General features: G+C 40.4%; 18 protein-coding genes. All 18 read right to left on the bottom strand.

What is annotated here, in order from left to right; genetic code table 11:
* Positions 1-11: 11 nt before the first annotated feature.
* Entirely contained in the window at positions 12-1,493 is a 1,482-nt protein-coding gene (locus B5F07_RS00715; protein WP_087159357.1) for a cohesin domain-containing protein, read from the bottom strand.
* Positions 1,494-1,608: 115 nt separating this feature from the next.
* Positions 1,609-3,123 (bottom strand): polysaccharide biosynthesis C-terminal domain-containing protein, encoded by a 1,515-nt coding sequence (locus tag B5F07_RS00710; RefSeq protein ID WP_087159356.1) that lies wholly within the window; start codon positions 3,121-3,123, stop codon positions 1,609-1,611.
* Positions 3,120-4,016, bottom strand: a complete 897-nt coding sequence (locus B5F07_RS00705) for a beta-1,6-N-acetylglucosaminyltransferase (RefSeq protein WP_087159355.1) — start codon at positions 4,014-4,016, stop codon at positions 3,120-3,122. Before B5F07_RS00705 ends, B5F07_RS00710 begins: the two co-directional genes overlap by 4 nt.
* Positions 4,017-4,063: 47 nt before the next feature.
* Positions 4,064-5,464, bottom strand: a complete 1,401-nt coding sequence (locus B5F07_RS00700) for an alginate O-acetyltransferase AlgX-related protein (RefSeq protein ID WP_087159354.1) — start codon at positions 5,462-5,464, stop codon at positions 4,064-4,066.
* 20 nt (positions 5,465-5,484) lie between these two features.
* A complete protein-coding gene (locus B5F07_RS22945) occupies positions 5,485-6,252 on the bottom strand; it encodes an MBOAT family O-acyltransferase (protein WP_242972382.1) in 768 nt (255 codons plus the stop codon).
* A gap of 9 nt (positions 6,253-6,261) precedes the next feature.
* A complete protein-coding gene (locus B5F07_RS22940) occupies positions 6,262-6,918 on the bottom strand; it encodes a hypothetical protein (RefSeq protein ID WP_242972381.1) in 657 nt (218 codons plus the stop codon).
* Position 6,919: 1 nt separating this feature from the next.
* Positions 6,920-8,419 carry an O-antigen polysaccharide polymerase Wzy family protein gene (locus B5F07_RS00690; protein WP_087159353.1) on the bottom strand — a complete coding sequence of 500 codons (1,500 nt, stop codon included), beginning with the start codon at positions 8,417-8,419 and terminating at the stop codon, positions 6,920-6,922.
* 24 nt (positions 8,420-8,443) lie between these two features.
* A complete protein-coding gene (locus tag B5F07_RS00685) occupies positions 8,444-9,364 on the bottom strand; it encodes a hypothetical protein (RefSeq protein WP_087159352.1) in 921 nt (306 codons plus the stop codon).
* 18 nt (positions 9,365-9,382) lie between these two features.
* On the bottom strand, positions 9,383-10,396 hold the full coding sequence (locus B5F07_RS00680) for an alcohol dehydrogenase catalytic domain-containing protein (RefSeq protein ID WP_087159351.1): 1,014 nt from the start codon (positions 10,394-10,396) through the stop codon (positions 9,383-9,385).
* Positions 10,397-10,406: 10 nt separating this feature from the next.
* On the bottom strand, positions 10,407-11,099 hold the full coding sequence (locus B5F07_RS00675) for an IspD/TarI family cytidylyltransferase (RefSeq protein WP_087159350.1): 693 nt from the start codon (positions 11,097-11,099) through the stop codon (positions 10,407-10,409).
* Between the two features lie 31 nt (positions 11,100-11,130).
* Positions 11,131-12,216, bottom strand: coding sequence for a glycosyltransferase family 4 protein (locus tag B5F07_RS00670; protein WP_087159349.1), 1,086 nt, complete (start codon positions 12,214-12,216; stop codon positions 11,131-11,133).
* A 15-nt stretch (positions 12,217-12,231) separates the two neighbouring features.
* Complete coding sequence (locus B5F07_RS00665) at positions 12,232-13,209, bottom strand: glycosyltransferase family 2 protein (RefSeq protein ID WP_087159348.1); 978 nt, start codon at positions 13,207-13,209, stop codon at positions 12,232-12,234.
* Positions 13,196-14,059 (bottom strand): LicD family protein, encoded by an 864-nt coding sequence (locus B5F07_RS00660; protein WP_087159347.1) that lies wholly within the window; start codon positions 14,057-14,059, stop codon positions 13,196-13,198. The genes B5F07_RS00665 and B5F07_RS00660 overlap by 14 nt, the downstream gene beginning before the upstream one ends.
* Positions 14,060-14,073: 14 nt before the next feature.
* Entirely contained in the window at positions 14,074-15,066 is a 993-nt protein-coding gene (locus tag B5F07_RS00655; RefSeq protein WP_087159346.1) for a glycosyltransferase family 2 protein, read from the bottom strand.
* 16 nt (positions 15,067-15,082) lie between these two features.
* Positions 15,083-15,763 (bottom strand): sugar transferase, encoded by a 681-nt coding sequence (locus B5F07_RS00650; RefSeq protein ID WP_087159345.1) that lies wholly within the window; start codon positions 15,761-15,763, stop codon positions 15,083-15,085.
* Positions 15,760-16,968 (bottom strand): DegT/DnrJ/EryC1/StrS family aminotransferase, encoded by a 1,209-nt coding sequence (locus B5F07_RS00645; RefSeq protein ID WP_087159532.1) that lies wholly within the window; start codon positions 16,966-16,968, stop codon positions 15,760-15,762. Before B5F07_RS00645 ends, B5F07_RS00650 begins: the two co-directional genes overlap by 4 nt.
* Before the next feature lie 23 nt (positions 16,969-16,991).
* A complete protein-coding gene (locus B5F07_RS00640; RefSeq protein WP_087159344.1) occupies positions 16,992-18,929 on the bottom strand; it encodes a polysaccharide biosynthesis protein in 1,938 nt (645 codons plus the stop codon).
* A 223-nt stretch (positions 18,930-19,152) separates the two neighbouring features.
* A complete protein-coding gene (locus tag B5F07_RS22935; protein WP_242972380.1) occupies positions 19,153-21,594 on the bottom strand; it encodes a L,D-transpeptidase family protein in 2,442 nt (813 codons plus the stop codon).
* Positions 21,595-21,936 lie beyond the last annotated feature (342 nt).

The raw sequence follows: 21,936 nt of genomic DNA, 5'->3' as shown, positions 1-21,936 counted from the left end.
GCCACATATTTCTACAGATCGATGAAATCTATCTCGTAGTCATCCTCTTCATCCGATGACTTCTTCGACTTTCTGACATTTTTCGTCTTTCCATGACGGTCATCCTCAACGTCGTCTTCGTCATCTTCTTCGTCTTCATAGCCGTCATCTTCATCATACTCGTCGTCTTCATCGTAGTCATCATCTTCGTACTCTTCTTCGTCGTACTCGTTTTCTTCTTCCTCTTCCTTCTTCGCACGACGCCCGAAGAATCCGCGTTTCTCCTTCTTCTGCGGAGCAGGCTCTTCTTCCTCCTCCTCTTCCTCATCATCGTAAGGAATATCATACTCATCATAGAGGTCATCCAGTTCCTGGTTGCGATGCACGAGTTTCACCGCGAAAACGATCATGAGAATCAGAAGGATCAGGATCACTAAAGCTGCCGCTGTCAGGACTACGAGGATGTGCCCGGTGACAAACGCTCCGAGCTGTCCCGGAAGGCTGCTTTCAGAAGTATTATCCTTTTCCGCTGCCACAGCAAAGCTCTGGTATGTTCCATCCTGCATATCATAGCGGTACAGCTGCTTCTCGCCGGAATTTGTGTTCTGCGCATAGATCAGACAGTATCTGTCTTCCGACGGGTCTGACCATGCCGGATACTCCTGGTCCAGAACGGTAAGTCCCACTTCCTGATACGATTCCGGAAGCGTCACCTGATCCGGCTCATTGAGCGGAATGATGGAAGTCGTACCGGAAATGCTGATCTCCACATACGGCTCAAATGTACTGTTATCTGTATTGTACAGGAAGAAGCGCCCTGCTCCCTCCGCATCAACCAGATATCCCAGATAAATTCCCGCGTCATTCGCCACAAATCTGTGGTCTGCGCCATTGAAATTCACAGTCGTCTCCGCATAACCGCTGGGGATATCCGCGCTTGTAAAGGCTTCTGAGAAATTGTAATCCGTACCGTTTACCGAAACAACAATGTCCGTCACAGAGCCGGAGGTCTGTGTCGTCTGCGAAGGCTCCGCCGTTGTACTTCCGTCTGCTGCAGCACTGATGGTCACAGCTGAGGAACCGACTTCCATGTTGATCGTGTCTCCGGAAGCCATTGACGCCGAGCTGTCTTCCACAGAAATCTTTGTACTGCCTGCCTGGAGAGCTCTCATCTGCATTGTTGCATGGATTTCACGAAATCCCGACGCGGTGCCAACCCTTCCCTGATCATCCGCATTTCCGGAAAAAGTCAGGCTGCCGGAACCATCCGCAGTAAACCCGTCACCGCTGACAAACTCCAGGTAGGATGTGTCATAGCTCATCGTGACTTCCGCATCACCGACATCTCCTTCACCGCTTCGGATCACCAGTTCAACTTCAAAATTTTCTCCGACCTGCGTCTGCGGATCTGTAAACAGCAGACGCCCGTCCGCCGCGCTGGCGATCATACCGAACATCGGAACCGCCAGAAAAACAGCCAGCAGAACGGCAGACAATTTTCTTAATGCTTTCATGTAACTACCCCTTCTTTTGTGATTTCTTTTCGTTTTCCGGCGCGGAATAAAATACCAGCGCGCCACTCGTTTATTATCATACACGTTTTGTGTAGAAATGTCCAGAATATTGTCATTATCTTCCCAGAATTCCCTTCACTCTCTCCCAGAGGCTTCTAAATTCTTCCGGCTCGGCAACATAATTAACCGCCACAATCACTGCACAGCTTACAATTCCCATTCCCATTGCATAGATAAACCATGTGACAAAGGAATCCATCGTCTGGGGTATGATCCACAGCCCGGCAGCAATCAGCACAGCCACGGCAATAAGATTGCGGAGGATACGGATAAAGGAAGTCTTGATAGTACCTTTTAACAAATGCCTGTTATTATATAAAAACATTTCACACGAGCGATAACCATAAGAACACACCGTTCCAAAAAGTACGCCTGATATTCCGAATTTCCACACCAGCGAAAGGGAAACAACCAAATTGATCACAGCTTCCAGAATTGCCTGGTAACGTGTTTCTTTATAATGTCCTGCGGCACAAATAATTGTCAGACTTGGGATTCTGATATTCTGCATCAATACAACCAGCGTAAACAATACTGCCAGTATCGGGCGAACATAATTCACATCTTCCAGATTAATCGTATACACCATAATAAACGGAAGAATCAGTACAGACATACAGGCTACCGCTATGAAAAGAATAACCATATACATATACTCATAGGAAGAATAGCTCTTTAATAATACATCATCTTCCTTTCTCGCTATTACTTCCCCAAATCCGGCTGTTAATCCGTTTGAAAATGCAGTAAGAAGCTGGTTTACCGCATTTACTACCAGCATATATGTCCCGTATACGCTGACCTCCAGCAAAGATCGTGCTCCCAGGCAAATCGTCAAAATTGTTGTGTCGGTATTATTTGTAATAATCCCGACAACCTGATGTAAAAGAGCTGCGTTTCTCTGCTTTAATGCCCCATTATTCGGTTCAGCATGCAAATCCAGATCAGGATACTTCTTTTTTACGTAACTTTTTATGAGAAGCAGCCGCAACATATATACACCTGTTGCAACAGACTTTACGATCAATACGCTTGCTCCAACATAAATCAGCAGAATGGAAACCGCCATATTGACTATCGTTCCTGCGGCCTGAACCAAAGCGACAACATACCCTTCCTGATTAGCATTCAACAGTACTCTGTATTTCCCCAGAAAGAAATAATCCACCAAAGTACTTCCTGCCAGAACAATTACCATCCAGCGAACCAGGCTGGTGTCCAACTGATTCGAGATAAAAAACGGATAAACATATACCAGGGCGAGTACTAAAACAAGAAATATCATACCCGATCGATTATAAAACCGCCGGCATGCTGACAAAATTGAGTTCACCTCGCCGGTTCTTTTCATAGCCAATGGGGTATAAAGCGCAACCACTGTTGCAGTTCCCACACCTGCTTCTGCCAGTCCGAGATACGTTAAAAACTGGTTAATCGAAGTAATCATTCCATTTACTGTAGAACCATACGCTTCAAGGATAAATCTCGGCAGAATAATGCCTGAAATAAATACTGTTATCTGAAGCAGCAAGCTTGCTGCCATATTGCTAAAAGCTAATTTGCTCCTCATATACCATCACCTTTTATTTTGTCTTTTCCGACAAAATCGTATATACAATCAATTATCTCCGAATCGGTCTCCTCATCAAATTTTCTTGCAAACAGATGCGGAGCTCGAATCAATTGTTCGTAATCACTCTTTCTCCAAATATACGGCTTCCCCCGTGACCAGTCTATTAACCTCAGACATGCAAAATAGTCATCCTCCAAAGAAAACACCCGGGCCTTAAAGTATGGCGAATTCCACACCAATGTCTGAATAAAAAATTCATCACAGCAAAGCGTCGCATGAAACATTTCATAGATATCTTTTTGCTTATCTAGAATATAGCACACCAGCTCATGTGTTATACTGACCCAATTTGCTCCCATCGCATATTCAATATTTTCCTTTAACCTGGATATTCTTAATTTCTTCTGTACTGTCAGTAACACTTTTTCAATCAGATACAGAATGCCCTTTTGTCTTCTTCCAATCTTTTCCTGAAGGAAGTGGTATTGTGCGCACTTAAACAGCGATTTTCTACAGAACGACTGGGGACAGAAATATATAAATTCTTTTCCGTTATGCTTTTGAAAGAAATCATGTATCTCGTCCTGTGTCTTCAAGGGCAGATCCACTCCACTCAAAAGATGATAATAACTATATTTCCTTTTTGAAGCCTCCGAAAAAAGTCGTAATTCACATTCTATCTGACTGTATCCGCCCCAATTCACTTGCATTGGAGACACAAAATACAACGCAGACTCTTTTACCGTATCCTGCAGTATATCTTTATCGTCCCACATATTTTTTCCCAAATGGATATATATGTCATTTCTTCTGTCGTCCAAAAGTGCCAGAAGTTTTTTTAAGAGTTCTAACTGATGGTGGGCAATTATTAAATACGCATGTTTTTCCATAGTAACCCCTTTGCATGAAGCTGTTTTCCCAATTCTCTTAAAAGATTCTACTCAGTATAGCAAATCCTTTCTCCTGTGTCCAGAATAACAATAATCTGTATTTCATTCTCGTCTACATTTGCCTTCTCCACAGTAGCCGTATATGACGATTCATCTCTGATGAGATCAAAAATTTGCGAACCATTTGAAACATACGCATACCTGGTGTTTTCAGGGAGTCCCGAAACATGGATTTCTGTCAGGCGGTTTCCTTGTACAAATTCAATCATATTCGCAGGCATCTGCTCAGAGCGGGCCTCTGAATAACTTTCCTCTGAAAGTCCTTCATTAAAAGAAACCTCTACCATATTTTCCAAGTTATAATAACCGGACGTCAATGTATACTCAGCAGTCTCAAATATAACACAATCCGGCTGGAAAATATTAAAATAGTAATCCAGATTTAAAGTATTCTGGTAATCATGGACAACAATATACTCGCCAAAACTATTTTCCAGAAACTTATATCCCATACCATTCATGTAACTTCCCTGAAATGATAATACCTTTGGAGCTCCTTCTGATATTCTTTTCGGATTTAAATAATAAGCAAACGTTCTGTATTGGCTATCCATTTCAAGCTCGTCCACATACTGATCGGCAATGTTCTCTACCTGATCAATCGGTTCAAATACAGGCTCATACTCATAAATCGGAAATTCCGAAACCATCAGCGAGGTGTTTAAATGTTCTTCAATTGTAAAATCTTCTTTCGAATTAATATGCAAATCCGGAAAGAACTGCGTAAAATATTCGAGAATAGCATTACATCCGTAAAATGCGCCAAGATCATTCCAGTGTCCCGCATTATACACCTTATTATAAACCGCTTCTCCCTCTTCCGTTTTTTCTTCCATCAGAGGAGTATTATCGATATAATTCACTCCAAGTTCATCCAGACATTCCAAAAACTGTTGAACCCATTCTGCATCATAATTAATTCCTTCTCTAAGCTCATCTGACAAAACCGTAGTTTTTGCCGGGTTGAAAACAAAGACAAATGGCACCCCTCTCTCATCACAGTAATCCTGCACCTTTTTAATAAACTGGGCAAAGGCATAATGGAATTCTCCGAAACGAGTATTTCTTCCGGTCTTAAAGAAAACATATCCATCCTTTCCATAGTCATATGTGGGATGAACCATTTTATGGAAAAGTTTATCATTAAGCAATGTGTATCCCAAAATCATATCATCCCGGAAACCAATTCGATCCTGGACATATGTTTCCAGATCGTCTGTAAGGTCTCTGTCTTCTCCCTCTGTATTATAGTTTTCTCCGAACGGGTTATTCATCAAAGCTCTGTTGTCAATTTCAGAGACGACATTTTCTTCCCGGTTAAATGCAGCGACAGGGATCAGAATAATGGCAAAAAACAAAACGAGAACTGCTATTCTGATTTTTTTCATTAGTAACAACATCTCTCTTTCTAGTACTGAAAATACAAAAACGGACTATAAGTTGCATTGACCATACACATTATGTTAACCACGCATAAAATCATCAGAAACGCTTCCTGAATAACAAAAAGTACAGGTTGTTGATTCGCCATCTCAGCAGCCTTTTTCAATTTTTTAGCAGAAAACACTGTAGCGCCTAATACAGCAATTATCATCAGTATTACAATTTTAAACTCAAAAAAATATGAAAATGACAGGTCGATATATTCAAAGCTCACCATTCCCAGCATAATCTTAAAATATTGTTTAATATCCAAAAGACTGGTCAAACGGAAGAATACCCAGCTGATATATACGACAAACATTGTAACTGCCCATTTAATGACTCCAGGTATTTTTATATACCACGTTTTTTCACGGACACAGCGTTCCACAACAACGCAAACACCATTCAGCACACCCCACAATATGTAATTCCAACCTGCGCCGTGCCATATGCCTGTCAGAAGGAATACCGTAAACAAATTGCAAAGTGTTTTCAACATTCCTTTGCGGTTTCCTCCGAGAGGTATATAGATATATTCCCGGAACCAGGTACCGAGAGAAATATGCCACCTTCTCCAAAACTCTGAAATCGACTTTGAAACATAAGGGAAATTGAAATTATCTTTTACCTGAAATCCAAAGAGTCCTGCCAGACCAATGGCAGTATCCGAATACCCTGCAAAATCATAATATATCTGAAGCATGTAAAGAAATGCACCGCCCCACGCGGTCCATGTATCAATACCATACACTACATTTCCCTAAATATCAGAGACCACACTTCCGAATGTATCAGCAAGAATCAGCTTTTTAGACATGCCTATTATAATCCGGTTAACACAGTTCACTGCACGCTCAAGATCCGGATTCTTTCTTTCTATCTGCGGCTTGAAATCCTTCCAGAGCTGTATGGGACCAGAGCTCACTTTTGGGAAAAATGTAAGATACAGTGCTACATCAAGTATGTTTCCTGCTTCAGCGTCTTTTCTGTAAACATCCACCAGATAAGATATCGCTGAAAAAGTAATAAAGGAAAGTCCCAACGGTGCCGTAATACTGAACTGAGCCTCACCCCTCGTAAAAATTTCATATACAAATCCCGTATATTTGTATATAAAAAGTATTGCCACAAGTGTAAACAGTGATATTACAATCCAGAACCGGTGAGATCTGGTAACATCCCGCATATATACAAGCCAGCCTGCCACAAACACCAACAGGATATACCCGAGTATAAAAAATATATTGTCCAGTCCTGCCCATACATAAAAAGCAATACTTGCAGCCAAAAGAAATATATCCCTGACCCGTGCTCTTTCTAAAAATTTCCATTTGCGGGATACTGCTTCAATTACATAGTATCCCGCAAGACAGCATGGAAAAAACACAAAGAAAAAAATTAAATTTGTAAAAGCCACTCTACTTCACCCATTTTCTAAATATCTTAAGTTTACTGAAATATAATTCCCACAGTTTTGCCGCAAAAACACAGCCCGCAATACATACCCAAAATCTATACGAAAAAATAAACGTGATAAAGGCAGTCGATTCCGCTCTTGGTGTAAAAAAGATATTTAAAGCAATATTAAGACAGATCGTCGACCACAACCACTTTTTGCCAAACGACTGCGGAATAACCGAACAAATCACTCCTATAAGCATACTGAAAAAGACAACACCCGGATACCCCCAATCCAGATAATTTTCAATAATATACGAAGATCCTCTGCCTTCTCCTCCTATATAATATTTGCCTAAAACAACATAAGAAATCGCATGTGTAAAAGTATGTCCATTATAAACCTGACGCAATCCATTCCCCTCTCCTATATCTTCAAGGTCAAAAATTTCTTTTCCCAACGAGCTGTAAAAAAATGAATCCGTAACAGCTCCTAAAGTATACACCTGATTTTCCCGCCATGGTAATTGATTCTGATAAACATATCCCTGTAGAACCGTGTCATAAGTGGTCCCCTGTTTATACACAAAATCTACAATTAAATTAACCGGTGAAAGTGTTACTGCCTTGTCATCACGGATATAATTATATGCTCCCAGGAACAATACCATAACAGGGATCGCACAAATAACAATTCCTTTTTCTACTCTGCCAATCCACGGCTTTTCCTGCCGCCCCCTTATTGCATCGCGTAAAAAATAATAAACAAATGCAAAAAGGCAATTAAGAATAATGTTATTACGAACTCCAATAAGTAACATTGGAACAGCAGAAAGAATATAAACAAAAAGCCAAAGAAATGATTCTTTTTTAGATGGCTTTAGTGCCAGAAACATACACAGAAAAAATTGCATGCAACTTGCAGGAAATGTAACAAAAAATGGCATTCTTGTATGATATAAAGAAAAATAATCTTCATAAGCTTTCCCCCGCATAAAAAGCAGTTTATCTGCCTCTCTTATAAAAAAGCATATCATACATATTAGTAGAATAATACGAAGGACAAAAATCAAAGACTCATGACTCACAAAGTGCTTCTTTTGAACTTTGCTCACCTTTTCTTTATTATTAAACAGTCGAACTATTATTTCTGTCAATACAGCTCCGCCCGCAATTGCCACCATTGAATAACTTATTGCCCGTACTGCAAAAACATTGGCACTGACCGAATAATTGTTCCACCACGCAGATCCCTGCAACGCAGGAATCAAAATCCTTCCTATCAAAAAAAGAAACATTGCAAGATAAAATAGAAAAAACATTATTCTCCGCTTAATTTCAAGCAGACAAAATGCAGCCATTCCCACAAACAGAAGCAACATTCCCACTAACATAAGATTATACTGACCATATGCACTTGCACAGTTAACCACTACAAGTGAAAGAACGCTCCATACTGCACCAAAAAGGTAGCCTGCCGCTTCCTTTTTACTAAATTGTAAAAAAAACTTATTTATCATTATTAATCCTCTAAAATTTTCTTCTTATAATCTGCCTGCCGCTTCACGTAAAGTAATAATGAATTTATCCAAATCTATATTGCATACCTCTGCCAGGTCCGTCCCCGCTTTTGGAAGTGCAGTTTCTATGCCGTTTCCCGGATCATATGTCTCAACACCATAAGCTTCCGTCATATTCAGCCCCATAATGTACTCTTCGAAGCCTTCAATCCCCTTCCGCCACTCGAAAAGCTCAGGCTGTTCTTCCGCCTTTTCCTTCTGAGACCGGATATCTGCCCCCGGTTCTCCATATACTGAATAAGTATCTAAATGTTCATAACAAATCTTATATCTATAGTCTGTTCCCACAAATGAAAATGTCACATCAATACGATTGTCCGCATTATGAATTCGAACATCTTCGCCAATTCCGAGCCTTGTCGCATTGGTATCTTCGAGATTATCGTACGCATCATTAATCACGTCAAGAAAATCCGTAATATCTAACTCACATCCGGCCTCCAGGTCAGATCCTTCTGTTGGTACATTCAGATTATCTTCATCTTTTTCATATGTCGGTATCGCATTTACTTCTTCTATGGTCATTGTATGTCCTGCAATATAATTTTCAAGAGCCCGCACCTGGGTACTCCACTCTCCATGATCAGAAATGTACGACAGGCCATATGCATTTTCCATTTCTTTATTTGTCATCAAAAATCTGTCCTCGGCCGGATTTTCTTCAATCTGATCCAAATAAATATATTTTATTTTATCATCTTTTACACCAATCAATCCGTAAGTGATTTTTACAGTACCATCTTCTTCAACTTCTGCTTTTACGGAATATCCTGCCTGTGTATATTCTGTCTCCGGTATTTCTGCAACTGTTCGAGTTGTAGGAGAACAGCCTGCCAAGCCAATTCCCATCGCCAACGCTACAGCTATAACTCTGCTTTTTCTCATACGATCCTCCATATATTTCTAAATTTCCCATCGAAAAACGGTTTTAAAATCTGTGTCCATATCCACACTGAACACACGGTGTATATCTGCAATATCCTTTACAGCCTCAGTTTCATAAATAATTGTTCTCAGTCTGCGCTGAATCTTTTTATCCTGCAAAAAAGACACCGCATTCTCAAAATCTTCACGTCCCGACCTGCTGCATCCTACAAAAATCAGGCCCTTCTCCAGTATATCTCTGGTATTTATAGGAACTTTGCTCTCTGATACTCCCATTAAAACCACAGTCCCCTGTGGATTTATATACCGAATCATATCATCAATGGCATAATAACTTCCATCCCCTCCGGCGCACTCGAAACCATGGTCAATCGTAAACTTCTCATTCAGCTCATCTACCAGAAAAAGCTCGTCTGCAAAAGAAAACTGATGAAGTTTATTGATATTTCGACCGATTACGCAAATTTTACTCTCCGGATACTTCCTTTTTAAAATACTGCTCACAATAAATGCAAGGCTTCCATCTCCCCAGATACCAATTCTCTCTTTTGATTTTCTGGCCAATAATTCAAATCTTGAGACAGCATGCATTCCTACACTGACAAACTCTGTGATTGCCGCAATTCTTTTGTCAATCTCTCCATATCTGACCAGTCGATCCGGTGGCAGATCAACCAGCTCTCTCATGAACCCATCCTTACCACTGCTGAGGAAACCACCGCCTGTATAATTCTCATACACTTCTCCATTGAAATTCTCACCCGGAACATTCGGAATCATAACCACATTCTCTCCCGGCTTAAATGTACCGGTCGGATCGTGGAGCACCTTTCCGCATGCTTCATGGATCAATGCCATCGGCAGCTTTTTCCTCAAAATCTTCACATCGCGTTTTCCCTGATAATAGCGCTGATCCGCATGGCATACCGCCATGTACTCAGGCTTTACAATTACCCGGCTGTCACAGTCAATCTCTTCATATTTTACACTGATTGTTTTCGGATTGATCAACTGATATACATAATTTAACATATGAAACTCCCTATATCATCGCTTTTGCAATTTTCATATCATCAATTGTAGTTATTTTAATATTCGAAGTCTCGCCCCGCACAAGTTTAACTGGAATATCTCTCACCACGCAGATCTTACAGGCATCTGTAAGAATCTCCTTTTCTCCATCATTTAAGTCGAGATACATTTTTTTCAGCAGACTCATATTAAATGACTGTGGTGTCTGCCCCTGAAACATTGTTCTTCTGTCTGGGATTTCAGAAATCATATTTCCATCATCTGATGCAACAATAGTATCTACGGCATTGACAACTGTATCGCAGGCACCATACTGTAAAGCCGCATCTATATTTTCTTCGATAATTCGCAACGTCACAAAAGGTCTTACCGAATCGTGAGTGACAATAATGTGACTGTCGTTTTCTCCATATTCACTTTCAATTTGATCTACAATATTAAAAATCGTTCCATTTCTGTCCTTTCCTCCCGGAACAATTGACAATGCTTTATCCGTATGGATATATCTCCCGATTAAATCCTCTGTATAATCAACCCAGTCGGGATGTACTCCAACAAAAACTTTATCAATTCTGTCGCAAACCAGAAACTTCTCTATCGTATGAATAATAATCGGCTTATTTCCAAGCATCAAAAACTGCTTCGGCTTATCAATTCCCATCCTTGTACCTTTTCCACCGGCCAAAATAGCTCCAAAAATCATTTTCATTCTCCTTTTGTTTTAATTCCAACTATTATTTTTTCTTGAGTTCCGCAAACAGTGCCATCCACTTCTTTTCAATTTCTTCCTTACTGAATTTATCCAGATTATCCTGGGAATTATCCGACATTCTCTTCCTTAATTCTTTATCTTCTATCAGCCTCACGGCTTTCTCGGCCATTTTCTCTACATTATACGGCGGAATCAGATAACCATCGATCCCATCTCTTATGATTTCTCTCGGACCGGTTAAAATGTCAAAACTGAGCAGGGGAAGCCGGTTTGCCTTTGCCTCTAGCAGAACAAGAGGCATTCCTTCTCTATATGAGGGAAGGATCAGAAAAGCGTAGTCCTGATACAGACTTTTCACATTTTTCTGGTTTCCGCGCAAATGTACTCTGTCATCTATTCCTCTTTCCTTAATCGCTTCCTTCACTGATAAAAAGGTCTCCCCGTCACCATATACATCCCATTCCCATTCCGGATGCTTTCGAAAAATCTTTTCAGCAATATCCGGAAGCATATCATACCCTTTTTCCTTTCCGAATCTGCCAACCGAAATAATTTTTTTACTATCAGCATCGTAGTCTTTTGCTGCCGGCAAGACGTCATTCCAGTTATATATACATCTGACTTTTTTCTTTGGACAATAAAACAGCCTGCAGTAATCATCCCTTGTTCTTTCCGTCAGTACAACCACTCTGTCAGCGAGAAGCATATCCCAAAACCGAATAGCTGTGACATCTTTCTGCTTCCACTGATTAATCAACGCTCCATGATCACAGAAAACATACTTTGCCTTATTAAAAAAGCGGGTAAGCGATACGATTAATGCAGGATAGTTTCCCATTGACAGTACAATATCGATTTTTTCCCGTTTCACAAATTTTATAAAAGGAGAAAAATTGGCCTTGATCATTTCATTTAAACGTTTCTTCCCTTTTGGCCCCCACACACATAAAACGCTTTTGTCAAGCGTATATGGAATAGAATCGTTTTCAGCATTAATAGAATAAATATATATTTTGTGGCTTTTGCACAGTTCATTCGCCAGAGAGACACTGACCTGCTCTGCTCCGCCTGTTACAGTAATATCATAATCAACAAAACATATTCTCATCGACACATTAACCTCTTATGCAAGTTTTTCTCTTTGAGCCCTGTTAATCCTGGATAACAAACAATATAATTTTATATTAAGCATCAACGCTAATGCCCCGATTCGTCTTGATTTCCTAAAGTATCTGCTTGTCAGTATAGCAGGTGCTTTTTTCTTTAAAAACCTCTTTACTTTTTTATATTCCGGTATGGTCCAGTAATGGTCACATTCCATCATGCGGTCCATTACAACAAAATAAGCCCACTCGACCCGAAATTCTGCCACATCAATAATTGCAGGGTAATTCTGCTTAACTGACAGATAATTCTTTTCGTATGCTTCAATTACATCCATACCTCTACTGTTAAACTTTGCTGTAGTTATACTGCCTTTTCTGTGTACATAAAAATACATCGGCGTGGTATTAACAGCAACTTTTTTTATTAACGGCATAAGATTGATATGAAAGAATGCATCTTCATAAAGCTTTCCCTCCGGGAAACGCAGCTGCTGAATCATTTTTCTTTTAAATAATTTATTGCACACTGTTCCCGGAATTTTTTCTCCTATCATCAACAGTTTATATGCTTCCTCTCCCCCACATACAAACCGTTCAATTTTACTGCACTGGGGTATTTTTCTTTCCTGATAAACATTATAAACCCCACACACAGACATATCGGCATCATTTGAGATAAGCTCTTCTGCCAGAAGCTCTATCATATTTTTTTCAATATAGTCATCACTGTCCACAAACCCGATATACTCACCTTCTGCCGCAACAATTCCGGCATTTCTTGCAGAGCTCAGACCTCCGTTTTCTTTATGGATCACTTTTATCCTTTTATCATTTTCTGCGTATCTGTCACAGATCACCCCTGAACTGTCTGTAGCTCCGTCATCTACCAGAATAATTTCCAGATTGCTGTACGTCTGTGCAATAATAGACTCTACACATTTTTCCAGATATTTTTCAACGTTATAAACCGGTACAATAACACTAATTTTGTGCATAATACTTTCCCCTGTATTTCACATAACTATTATCCAGATCCATAAACAGTGCCTCATGATGTCCGACCCGTTTTTCTTCCGGAGGCATCTGCATATAATCTCCAAAGGCAATTTTCAAATAGTCGTCATATCCCACCGGAATCGGCATCTGGGTGTCTTCGAACGGCCGATAAACAGCTTTTGCAAATGCTTCTCTTGGATACCAGTTCTTCATGTATCCCGGGCCAGAACAAAGTTCTGTAATACCTTTACATTCCTTAATTTTATATTTTGTCATCTTCTTTTCTGCCATTCTCCAGATACAATAACGTATTTTTCTGGAGGGGACCACTGCCAGAGCGATTTTCCCAAGCATTTCGACTTTTTTCCCATGATTTACCGGCACAAGCTGCGCACAGTAAAGCGAATAGATCAGTGCCCAGAAACACTGCAGCCTTCTCTGCCATTTCTTATCCGGATACCCGTCTAAAGGAAGCACATCGAGTGCAACTCCGTGTGTAATATCCAGATCTTTCTGATATGGCTTGATCAAAGTCGTCTCTTTATCCCTCAGTGTAAAAAATAAATTGTGATCAACATGGGAGGCATCGGATTTTTCCAATACATACCTGCTGTCCTTCATTTCCTTTTTCCATAAACGCCATGCTTTTTCATAATCGTCACGCGGCATAAAAAAATCAAGATCATCGTCCCATGGAATCATTCCTCCATGACGGATTGTGCCGATACATCCGCCGCCACAGAGATAGCAGGTAAGTCCATGTTTCCTGCAGAAATCAGCAAAACATTTTGCCATATCAATGCTTATCTTCTGCAGTTTTTTCAGTTCCTGTTCGGACAAAATTTCCATCTTTCTCTCCTTATCTATTTTGCCTTCCAAAACGGCAGTTTAATAAGTCCGGCGAAGCTTCCGATTCCATAGCTGATGTGAAGCAGGAAGAAAAGGATAGGCAGAAGTAATTCCTGCCAGAACTTACGATGGCCGATAACTGCCTGTATTGACATAATAATAGCCATAAGCCAGTACAGTCCCCACATAACTGCAGCAAATTGGGGATACCCCAAAATTCCCAATAAAGTAGTAATCAATATACCAAATACAAATGCTGCTGGAATAAAATGGTATAAAGACAGACAGCCCGGGCATACTTTAAGTGTAAGCGCAACCCAGTATCCGTTTCCAAACTTCTGCTTCAGCATGGCTTTTAGAGAACTTCTGGTATACTGATAAGAAATGATTTCGGGTGAATAGCAAAGTTTATACCCGGCTTTTCTGATTCTGTAATTCATTTCATTATCCTCTGTCCTGCCGAGTTTTTCATTGAATTCACCGGCTTTTTCAAACACTTCGCGCCGATAAGCTCCATGAAACAGAGTCTTCACATACCCTTTTTTTCCGCTGCGCCGATAAGAAGCAATGCTGCTTCCAAACATAGACTGTTCCGCCATCAGGAGTGTCTCCTTCCAAGGAGTACTCCCCTGAATAATATTAGGCCGTATTCCTCCGGAAACATATTCCCCGCTTTCTAAAACAGCGACATTCTTTGCCACAAAATCTTTTGGAATCATAGAATGCGCGTCAACTCTTAAAATAATGTCTCCTGTGTAGTTTTTTAATGCCACATTCCAGCCGGCAGGGAGCCGCCTGCCTGGATTATCCAAAACAATAACCGATTTGAAGTCTTTTTCTTCTTTCTGAAACTTTTCCATAATCGCTTTTGTTCCATCTTTGGACATACTGTCAACAAGGACAATCTCCATCTGATCATGAGGAAAAGTCTGTTCTTTTATATTTTCTAAAATATTTCCAAGATATTCTTCTTCATTGTATGCAATGACGCAAACTGAAACTATCATATCCACTCCTGTACAATCATTTCACCACAGCAATAACTGTAAGAATCATTGTTTTTAAATCATTTAGTACGCTAAATTCCTCCAACGATTTCAAATTATACTTCATTTTATCCGGGAGAACCTTCTCCACGTACACTTCATCTGCGTTTTCAGCATTTTCCAGTAATTTTTCTTCATCCTTATATTCAATACTTGCCTGTGATGTAATCCCCGCAGGAAGTAAAAGAGTTGCCAGCATTTCTTCGGTATAACAATTTACATATTTAACCACTTCCGGTCTTGTACCGACAAAAGTCATCTCGCCTTTCAACACATTAAAAAGCTGCGGAAGCTCATCCAGCCGGCATCCTCTTAACATTTTACCCACACGGGTTACACGGGAATCATTCTTTGTCGTCACCTGTGTTCCCTTCTTCTCCGCATCATTTACCATCGTGCGGAATTTGCAGATTCGGAATTCTTTTCCATACTGAGTAACTCTCACCTGCCTGAATAAAACCGGTCCTTTTGAGTCTAATTTTATCATCAAACTCAAAATAAGCAATATCGGGGAAAGAATAATTATCAAAATCAGAGATACACAAATATCAAACAGGCGTTTTATGACAAGGCCTTTTCGATGTTTTTCCAGTATCTGATAATATTTCCGCACTGCATCATTTTGCATGTTTTCGGGAAGTTCACTCCAAGGTTTCATTTTGCTACCTGTTCCAATACTATTTTTCTGAAATAATAAATAATATAATCTACCTCTTCATCTGTAAGCTTTGTATGAAGTGGTAAAGTAATCTCATTTTCAAACATGTGATAGGCGTTCGGATAGTCTTCAATCCTAAATCCCAGATTTTTGTACGCTGTCAAAAGCGGCAGCGGTTTATAATGGACATTCGTTGCAATCCCAGCTTCTGCCATCTTTTCAATAATTCTGTTAGCTGCTGTACGATCGCACCCATTCACCCGAACAAGATAAAGATGTCCACTCGACACCATATGGTCATGATAATGGTCTAACACACTTATATCCAGGTCCTTAAAACCGTCATTGTAACGCTCAATAATCTGTTTTCTTCTTGCAAGCATTCCCGGGTATCTCTCAAGCTGAGCCAGACCTATCGCTGCCATAATATCAGTCATATTACATTTGAAATAAGGCGCCACAACATCATATTCCCATGCGCCAAGCTGTGTCTTTGCAAGTGCATCTTTTGACTGTCCATGAAGAGACAGCAGCATGAACTGTTTATACAGCTCATCATTATCAACCCCTTCGATGTCTTTCCAGGTTGCAGCGCCGCCCTCAGCTGTAGTCAGATTTTTAACCGCATGGAATGAAAAGCTCGTAAAGTCAGCGATTTTCCCACAGCGAACACCATCTCTCTCTGCTCCAAGTGCGTGCGCGCCATCTGCCAGAACAGCAACACGTCCTATTTTCTTCTGAATATCTGTGGAAGCCTTAAACAAAGCTTTTTTTTGTTCTACAATTTCAAACACTCTGTCATAATCGCATACTGTTCCGCCAATATCAACACAAATAATTGCTTTTGTGCGCTCGTTAATAGCTTCTTCAAGCTTGTTGTAGTCCATTTCATAAGAATCTTCAGCCGTATCGACTAATACAATCTTAGCGCCTACATGTGCGATAACACTCGCTGATGCAGTATAGGTATACGCTGAAGTTATCACTTCATCTCCCTCTCCGATACCAAGAATTCTGAGTATCATCTCGGCGCACGCTGTAGCAGAATTCAGACAGGCGACCCTGGACGTCCCTATAAAAGCCGCCAGCCTTCTTTCAAATTCTTTTGTCTTTGGTCCAGTAGTAATCCAACCGCTTTTCAGAGTATCAACCACTTCATTTATTTCCTTCTCCGTAATATCCGGAGGTGAAAATGCAATATGCATATTTTTCATTTTATCAAACACCTCTATTCCATAACCGGCTTCTCCTGGCTGTCTTCTCCCAGTTCATGAAGCTCTTTATATATTCTTGCATCGCGTTCTTTATCTTCCTGCCTGATATGATAGGTAGGAACAATATTGGATACAATCTGCTTGACATAGGGACTTTCATCTGCCGCTTCCTTCTCAAGTTTTTTCAGTTCGCTCAGGAAATGAACTTCATCAAACACAAGCGGTTTCCCTATAAAGATAAGATCATTGTCCGTTTTTGTAATTCCTTCTTCTTTTGTAAGCAATTCCTCGTACAGTTTTTCTCCCGGTCTGAGACCAGTATACTTTATTTCCATGTCAACGCCAAGAGTATACCCGGAAAGCCTGATCAAATTTTTTGCCAGATCTGCTATCTTAACCGGTTTTCCCATATCAAGAATAAATATCTCTCCGCCTTTTGCATACGCTCCTGCCTGCATTACCAGAGAAACAGCTTCCGGAATAGTCATAAAATAACGTATAATGTCCGGATGAGTTACCGTAACCGGTCCACCTGCTGCCATCTGCTTTTTGAACAGCGGAATTACGCTTCCATTACTTCCCAGCACATTTCCGAATCTCACTGCCACATACTCTGTTTTCGAATAGCGATTAAAAGTCTGTATCACCATCTCGCAAATTCGTTTTGATGCGCCCATGATATTCGTCGGATTCACTGCCTTATCTGTGGATATAAGAACAAATCTCCGCACGCCGAACTTATCTGCTGCACGGGCAGTCTTATACGTTCCAAACACGTTATTTTTAATCGCTTCATTTGGACTGTCTTCCATTAAAGGCACATGTTTATGTGCAGCAGCATGATATACTACATCTGGTCTGTATGATTCCATTACGGATTCTATTCTCTTTGTATTACGAACTGAGCCGATCAGTACAACAAGGTCAAGATGCGGATAATCATGTTTCAATTCCTGCTGAATGTCATATGCATTATTCTCATAGATATCAAAGATAATCAGTCTCCGAGGGTTACATTTTGCAACCTGTCTGCAAAGTTCGCTTCCGATTGAACCGCCGCCTCCGGTTACAAGGATTGTTTTATTTTCTATATATCCCTTTACGCTGTCCATATCAATCTTAATCGGGTCTCTTCCCAACAGATCTTCTATGGAAACCTCACGCAGTTTTGAGACATTCACTTCTTCCGTAATGAACTGATACATTCCGGGAAGAATCTTCAATTTACACGATGTCTGATTGCAGATTTCAAGGATCTCTCTTGTTGTCTTCGGACTTGCTGAAGGAATGGCAAGGATAATTTCATCCACGCCGTATTTTTCCACCACCGGAATGATCATATCCCTGTTTCCAAGCACCTTTACGCCATGAATATATTTTCCCTTTTTCGACGGATTATCATCGATCACTCCGACAACTCTGCTGTTCAGATGAGAACTGAATTTCAATTCCTGGATAATCATGCTGCCAGCCTCTCCCGCACCGATCACAAGAGTCTGATACACATGTCCGCTCTGCTTCTTCCAACTGCTCTTTATGGCACGAAGGGCTTTATAAGAGAACCTGGTAATGGTTGTAGTCATTGTCAAAAGGAAAAAATAAAACACATGAAAACTTCGCGGAACACTGAGAGCCAGTATCTGCATGCCAAATGCCTGTATTACAGTTGACAACCCGCAGGCGATCACTATCAGCGCAAGCTCATTCATCCCTGCAAAACTCCAGATACTGTTATACAGATTCAAAATCAGAAAAATAATCAGCGTAGTGGCAATATTAATAATTAAATACGACCTTATACTGTGCAGATAATCCGCAGGCACCCACGAATAATGCATCTCATATCGCATAATAATTGCCAGAAAAGGATGCACTGTAAGAGTAAGTATATCTACGAGGCAGAGTAAAATCATTCTTGTTCTTGAATTTCTAAAATTAATCAACTTCTTCATAAATTATGTCCTCTTTGTTTCAAAATTTAACATTTTATTAACATACGCTTTATAATACCAGAATATCCACATTATTACAAGAATACATTCGCTGAATATTATAGTACATCTGCTCTCCAAATACAACCATATTCCTTCTGCCGCACACAATCCTTTCACATTTTTGACAAATACGCCTCTGCCTGCATTGATTTAATGTAGGCAGAGGCGTAAACAATAATTGTTAAATATTAGGATCTGTGGGATCCCAGGTCTGTCCAGACGGTATCTTTATGGTAGCGGGTTTCCCCAGCGGTCCCGGATCAGAACTGTCATATATCGTAACCTTTGTTCCAAGACTGCAGTTGTCATAGATCCATTTTGCATCACGCACACATAATCGAACACATCCATGTGATGCAGGAGAACCAAGTTTATTATAATCACGCGCATTCAAATTGTAACTGGTCATATTTCTTCCTGCCACAGAATGGAAGAGAACACCGCCGACAATTCTTGTGCAATATTGTCCATATGACGGACCTATCAAAGTATGCCATCTGTATTTGTTGGAAGTGTAATACGTTCCTGCAGGTGTTGGCGTTGACGGAAGTCCGACCGAACAAGCAAACCTTTTCACCGGGATTATATAACCATTGCTTCCATCCTTTGCATAAACAGTTACCGAGCATGTTGTCCTGTTTACTTTTATATAGTAGCTGGACTGTTTCGGAAGTATTCCATCCAGATCAAGCTGTTTAACTCCATTAATATAATAGAATTTATAACCGCCTTCATAATACCAGCCATTTTTCTGCTTCTCGACAACAACTTTAACTGTTTTCGTTTTCACAACTCCATTCAGTCGCGCATCAATATAAATGTAATACGTTCCTTCTTCACTCGGTGTCCAGGTCACGCTTTTTGAACCCGAAAAATCCTTAATTACATTCCAACTGCTCCAATTATCCTTCATCCAGACATATTTACATTCAAGTCCAGGCGCTGACCCTCCATAAATATTAGGATATACCTGAACTGATTTGCCCAGTGAAATTTTACTGGAAGACACGCTGGCAGAGCTATAGTTAAGCCCTGTAAGTTTGATGACAAAAGGATCGAATATTACCCCGCGCTGATCTTTTACATCAACATAAATATAGGTGTTTCCTGACTTGTTAATTTTAACATTTACGCTATTATTGGTACTGAAATCTCTCAGAACCTTCCAGTCATCCCAGCTTTCTCCATTTTTTTGGACAAACTTAAATTTGAGTCCATTCGTCTGCCCGCTAGTCACTGCTGTTACTGTAGCGGTATCTCCTACAAAATAGGATCCCGTGCCTTCTTTCTCCAGACTCTTCATACTCCAGGGCGCTTTATTCACGACATATTTCTGAGTAAGCGTAACAATTCGTCCGTCAACATCTTTTATATCTGAATAGATCTCGTAAGTTCCTGCTTCCTTCGGATACCATGTTGCAGTATTTTTTGTACTGAAATCCTGAATTACCCCCCATTCTTTCCAGTTATCTTTCATCCAGACAAATTTGTATTTCAGATTCTTTGTTTCTCCGGATGCTGATGCTGTAATCGGAATATTCGTATAAACCTGTTCAGAGACACCTCCATTGACATCAACCCCTTCATGTTTCCAGATTTGCGTTGCCACATAATAGTCAATATACTGCGTCCGTATTTCTCCATCTCTGTCCTTTATATCTACATATATCTTATACTCTCCACTTTTTTTCGGAGTATTCCATGTACATTCAGAACTGTCGGAGAATTTTCGGATTACGCCCCACTCTTTCCAGTTATCTTTCTCCCAGACAAATTTATACTGGAGTCCTTCCGTGTTTCCTGAAGCGATTCCCTTAATCGTTACTTTATTTCCTTTTTTCTGGACATCTTCCGGAGTCGTCTCAATGCCTTCATATTTCCAGTTAACTTTTGTTATCTGATATGGAATATGTTTTGTAATAATTCTGCCATCCACATCCTGAATATCTACATATAGATTGTAGTTTCCCTCTTCATCGGGAGACCATGCAGCAGAGGCTTTCGACGAAAACTTCTGTATGACACCCCATTTTTTCCAGTTATCTTTTTCCCATACAAACTTGTATTTCAAGCCTTCTGTATCACCGGAAACCTGTGGGGTTATCGTAATGGGAACCGTATATTTTTCCTGGGGGGTCGGCAAATCCGTCGATATACTGTCAAACGACCATATGTGGGTCATAATTTTATAGTCAAAGATCTTTGTGGTAATTTCACCTTTCCAGTCTTTTATGTCCACATAAATTTTATAATCTCCCGGCTCTGATAAAGTAAATTTTGCAGTATTCTTGCTTGAGAAAGCCTGAAGGACTCCCCATTTTTCCCAGTTATCCTTCATCCACACAAATTTATACTGCATTCCTTTCGTATTACCGCTGACATTGACAGTTACATCTATCTCTTCTCCGGGATTCTGTGCATTTACAGGAACAACATCCTGCCCTTCATACTTCCAGTTGACATCCGAGATCTGGTATTCAAGCGTCTTCGTCACAGTTTTTCCTGTAGCATCTTTTACATCCACGTATAAAGAATACTTCCCTGTCTGCCGGGGTTTCCAGACCGCCTCTGATGCTTTTGAAAAAGGCTGAATCACGCCCCATTCCTTCCAGTTGTTCTTCATCCAGACAAACTTATATTGAAGCCCTTCCGGCGCACCGGAAATTTCGGGTGAAATTGTAATTCCATCTGTATTCGCCGGCTGAGGACTTTTCAGATCTGTAGTGACCTTTTCAAAATTCCATGCGGTCTGAGCCTTGGAATATTCTTCTATGTTGTTCTGGTCCGGCTCTGCAGCCCCATCATTTTCCTCTTCCCGGGTTTCTACAGAATCCGTTTTTTCCTCTTTCTGCACCTCTGCATTATACTGCTCGTCATCATCAGCTATACTGTTTCCTATTTCTGAAACTGAACTTTCTTCGGGCAGCACTTCTTGTGTCTCGTCTGCCTGAATTTCTATACTCTG

The sequence above is a fragment of the Lachnoclostridium sp. An169 genome (assembly GCF_002160525.1).
Lineage (GTDB): Bacteria > Bacillota > Clostridia > Lachnospirales > Lachnospiraceae > Mediterraneibacter > Mediterraneibacter cottocaccae.
This window is presented reverse-complemented; position numbering and strand designations above follow the sequence as displayed.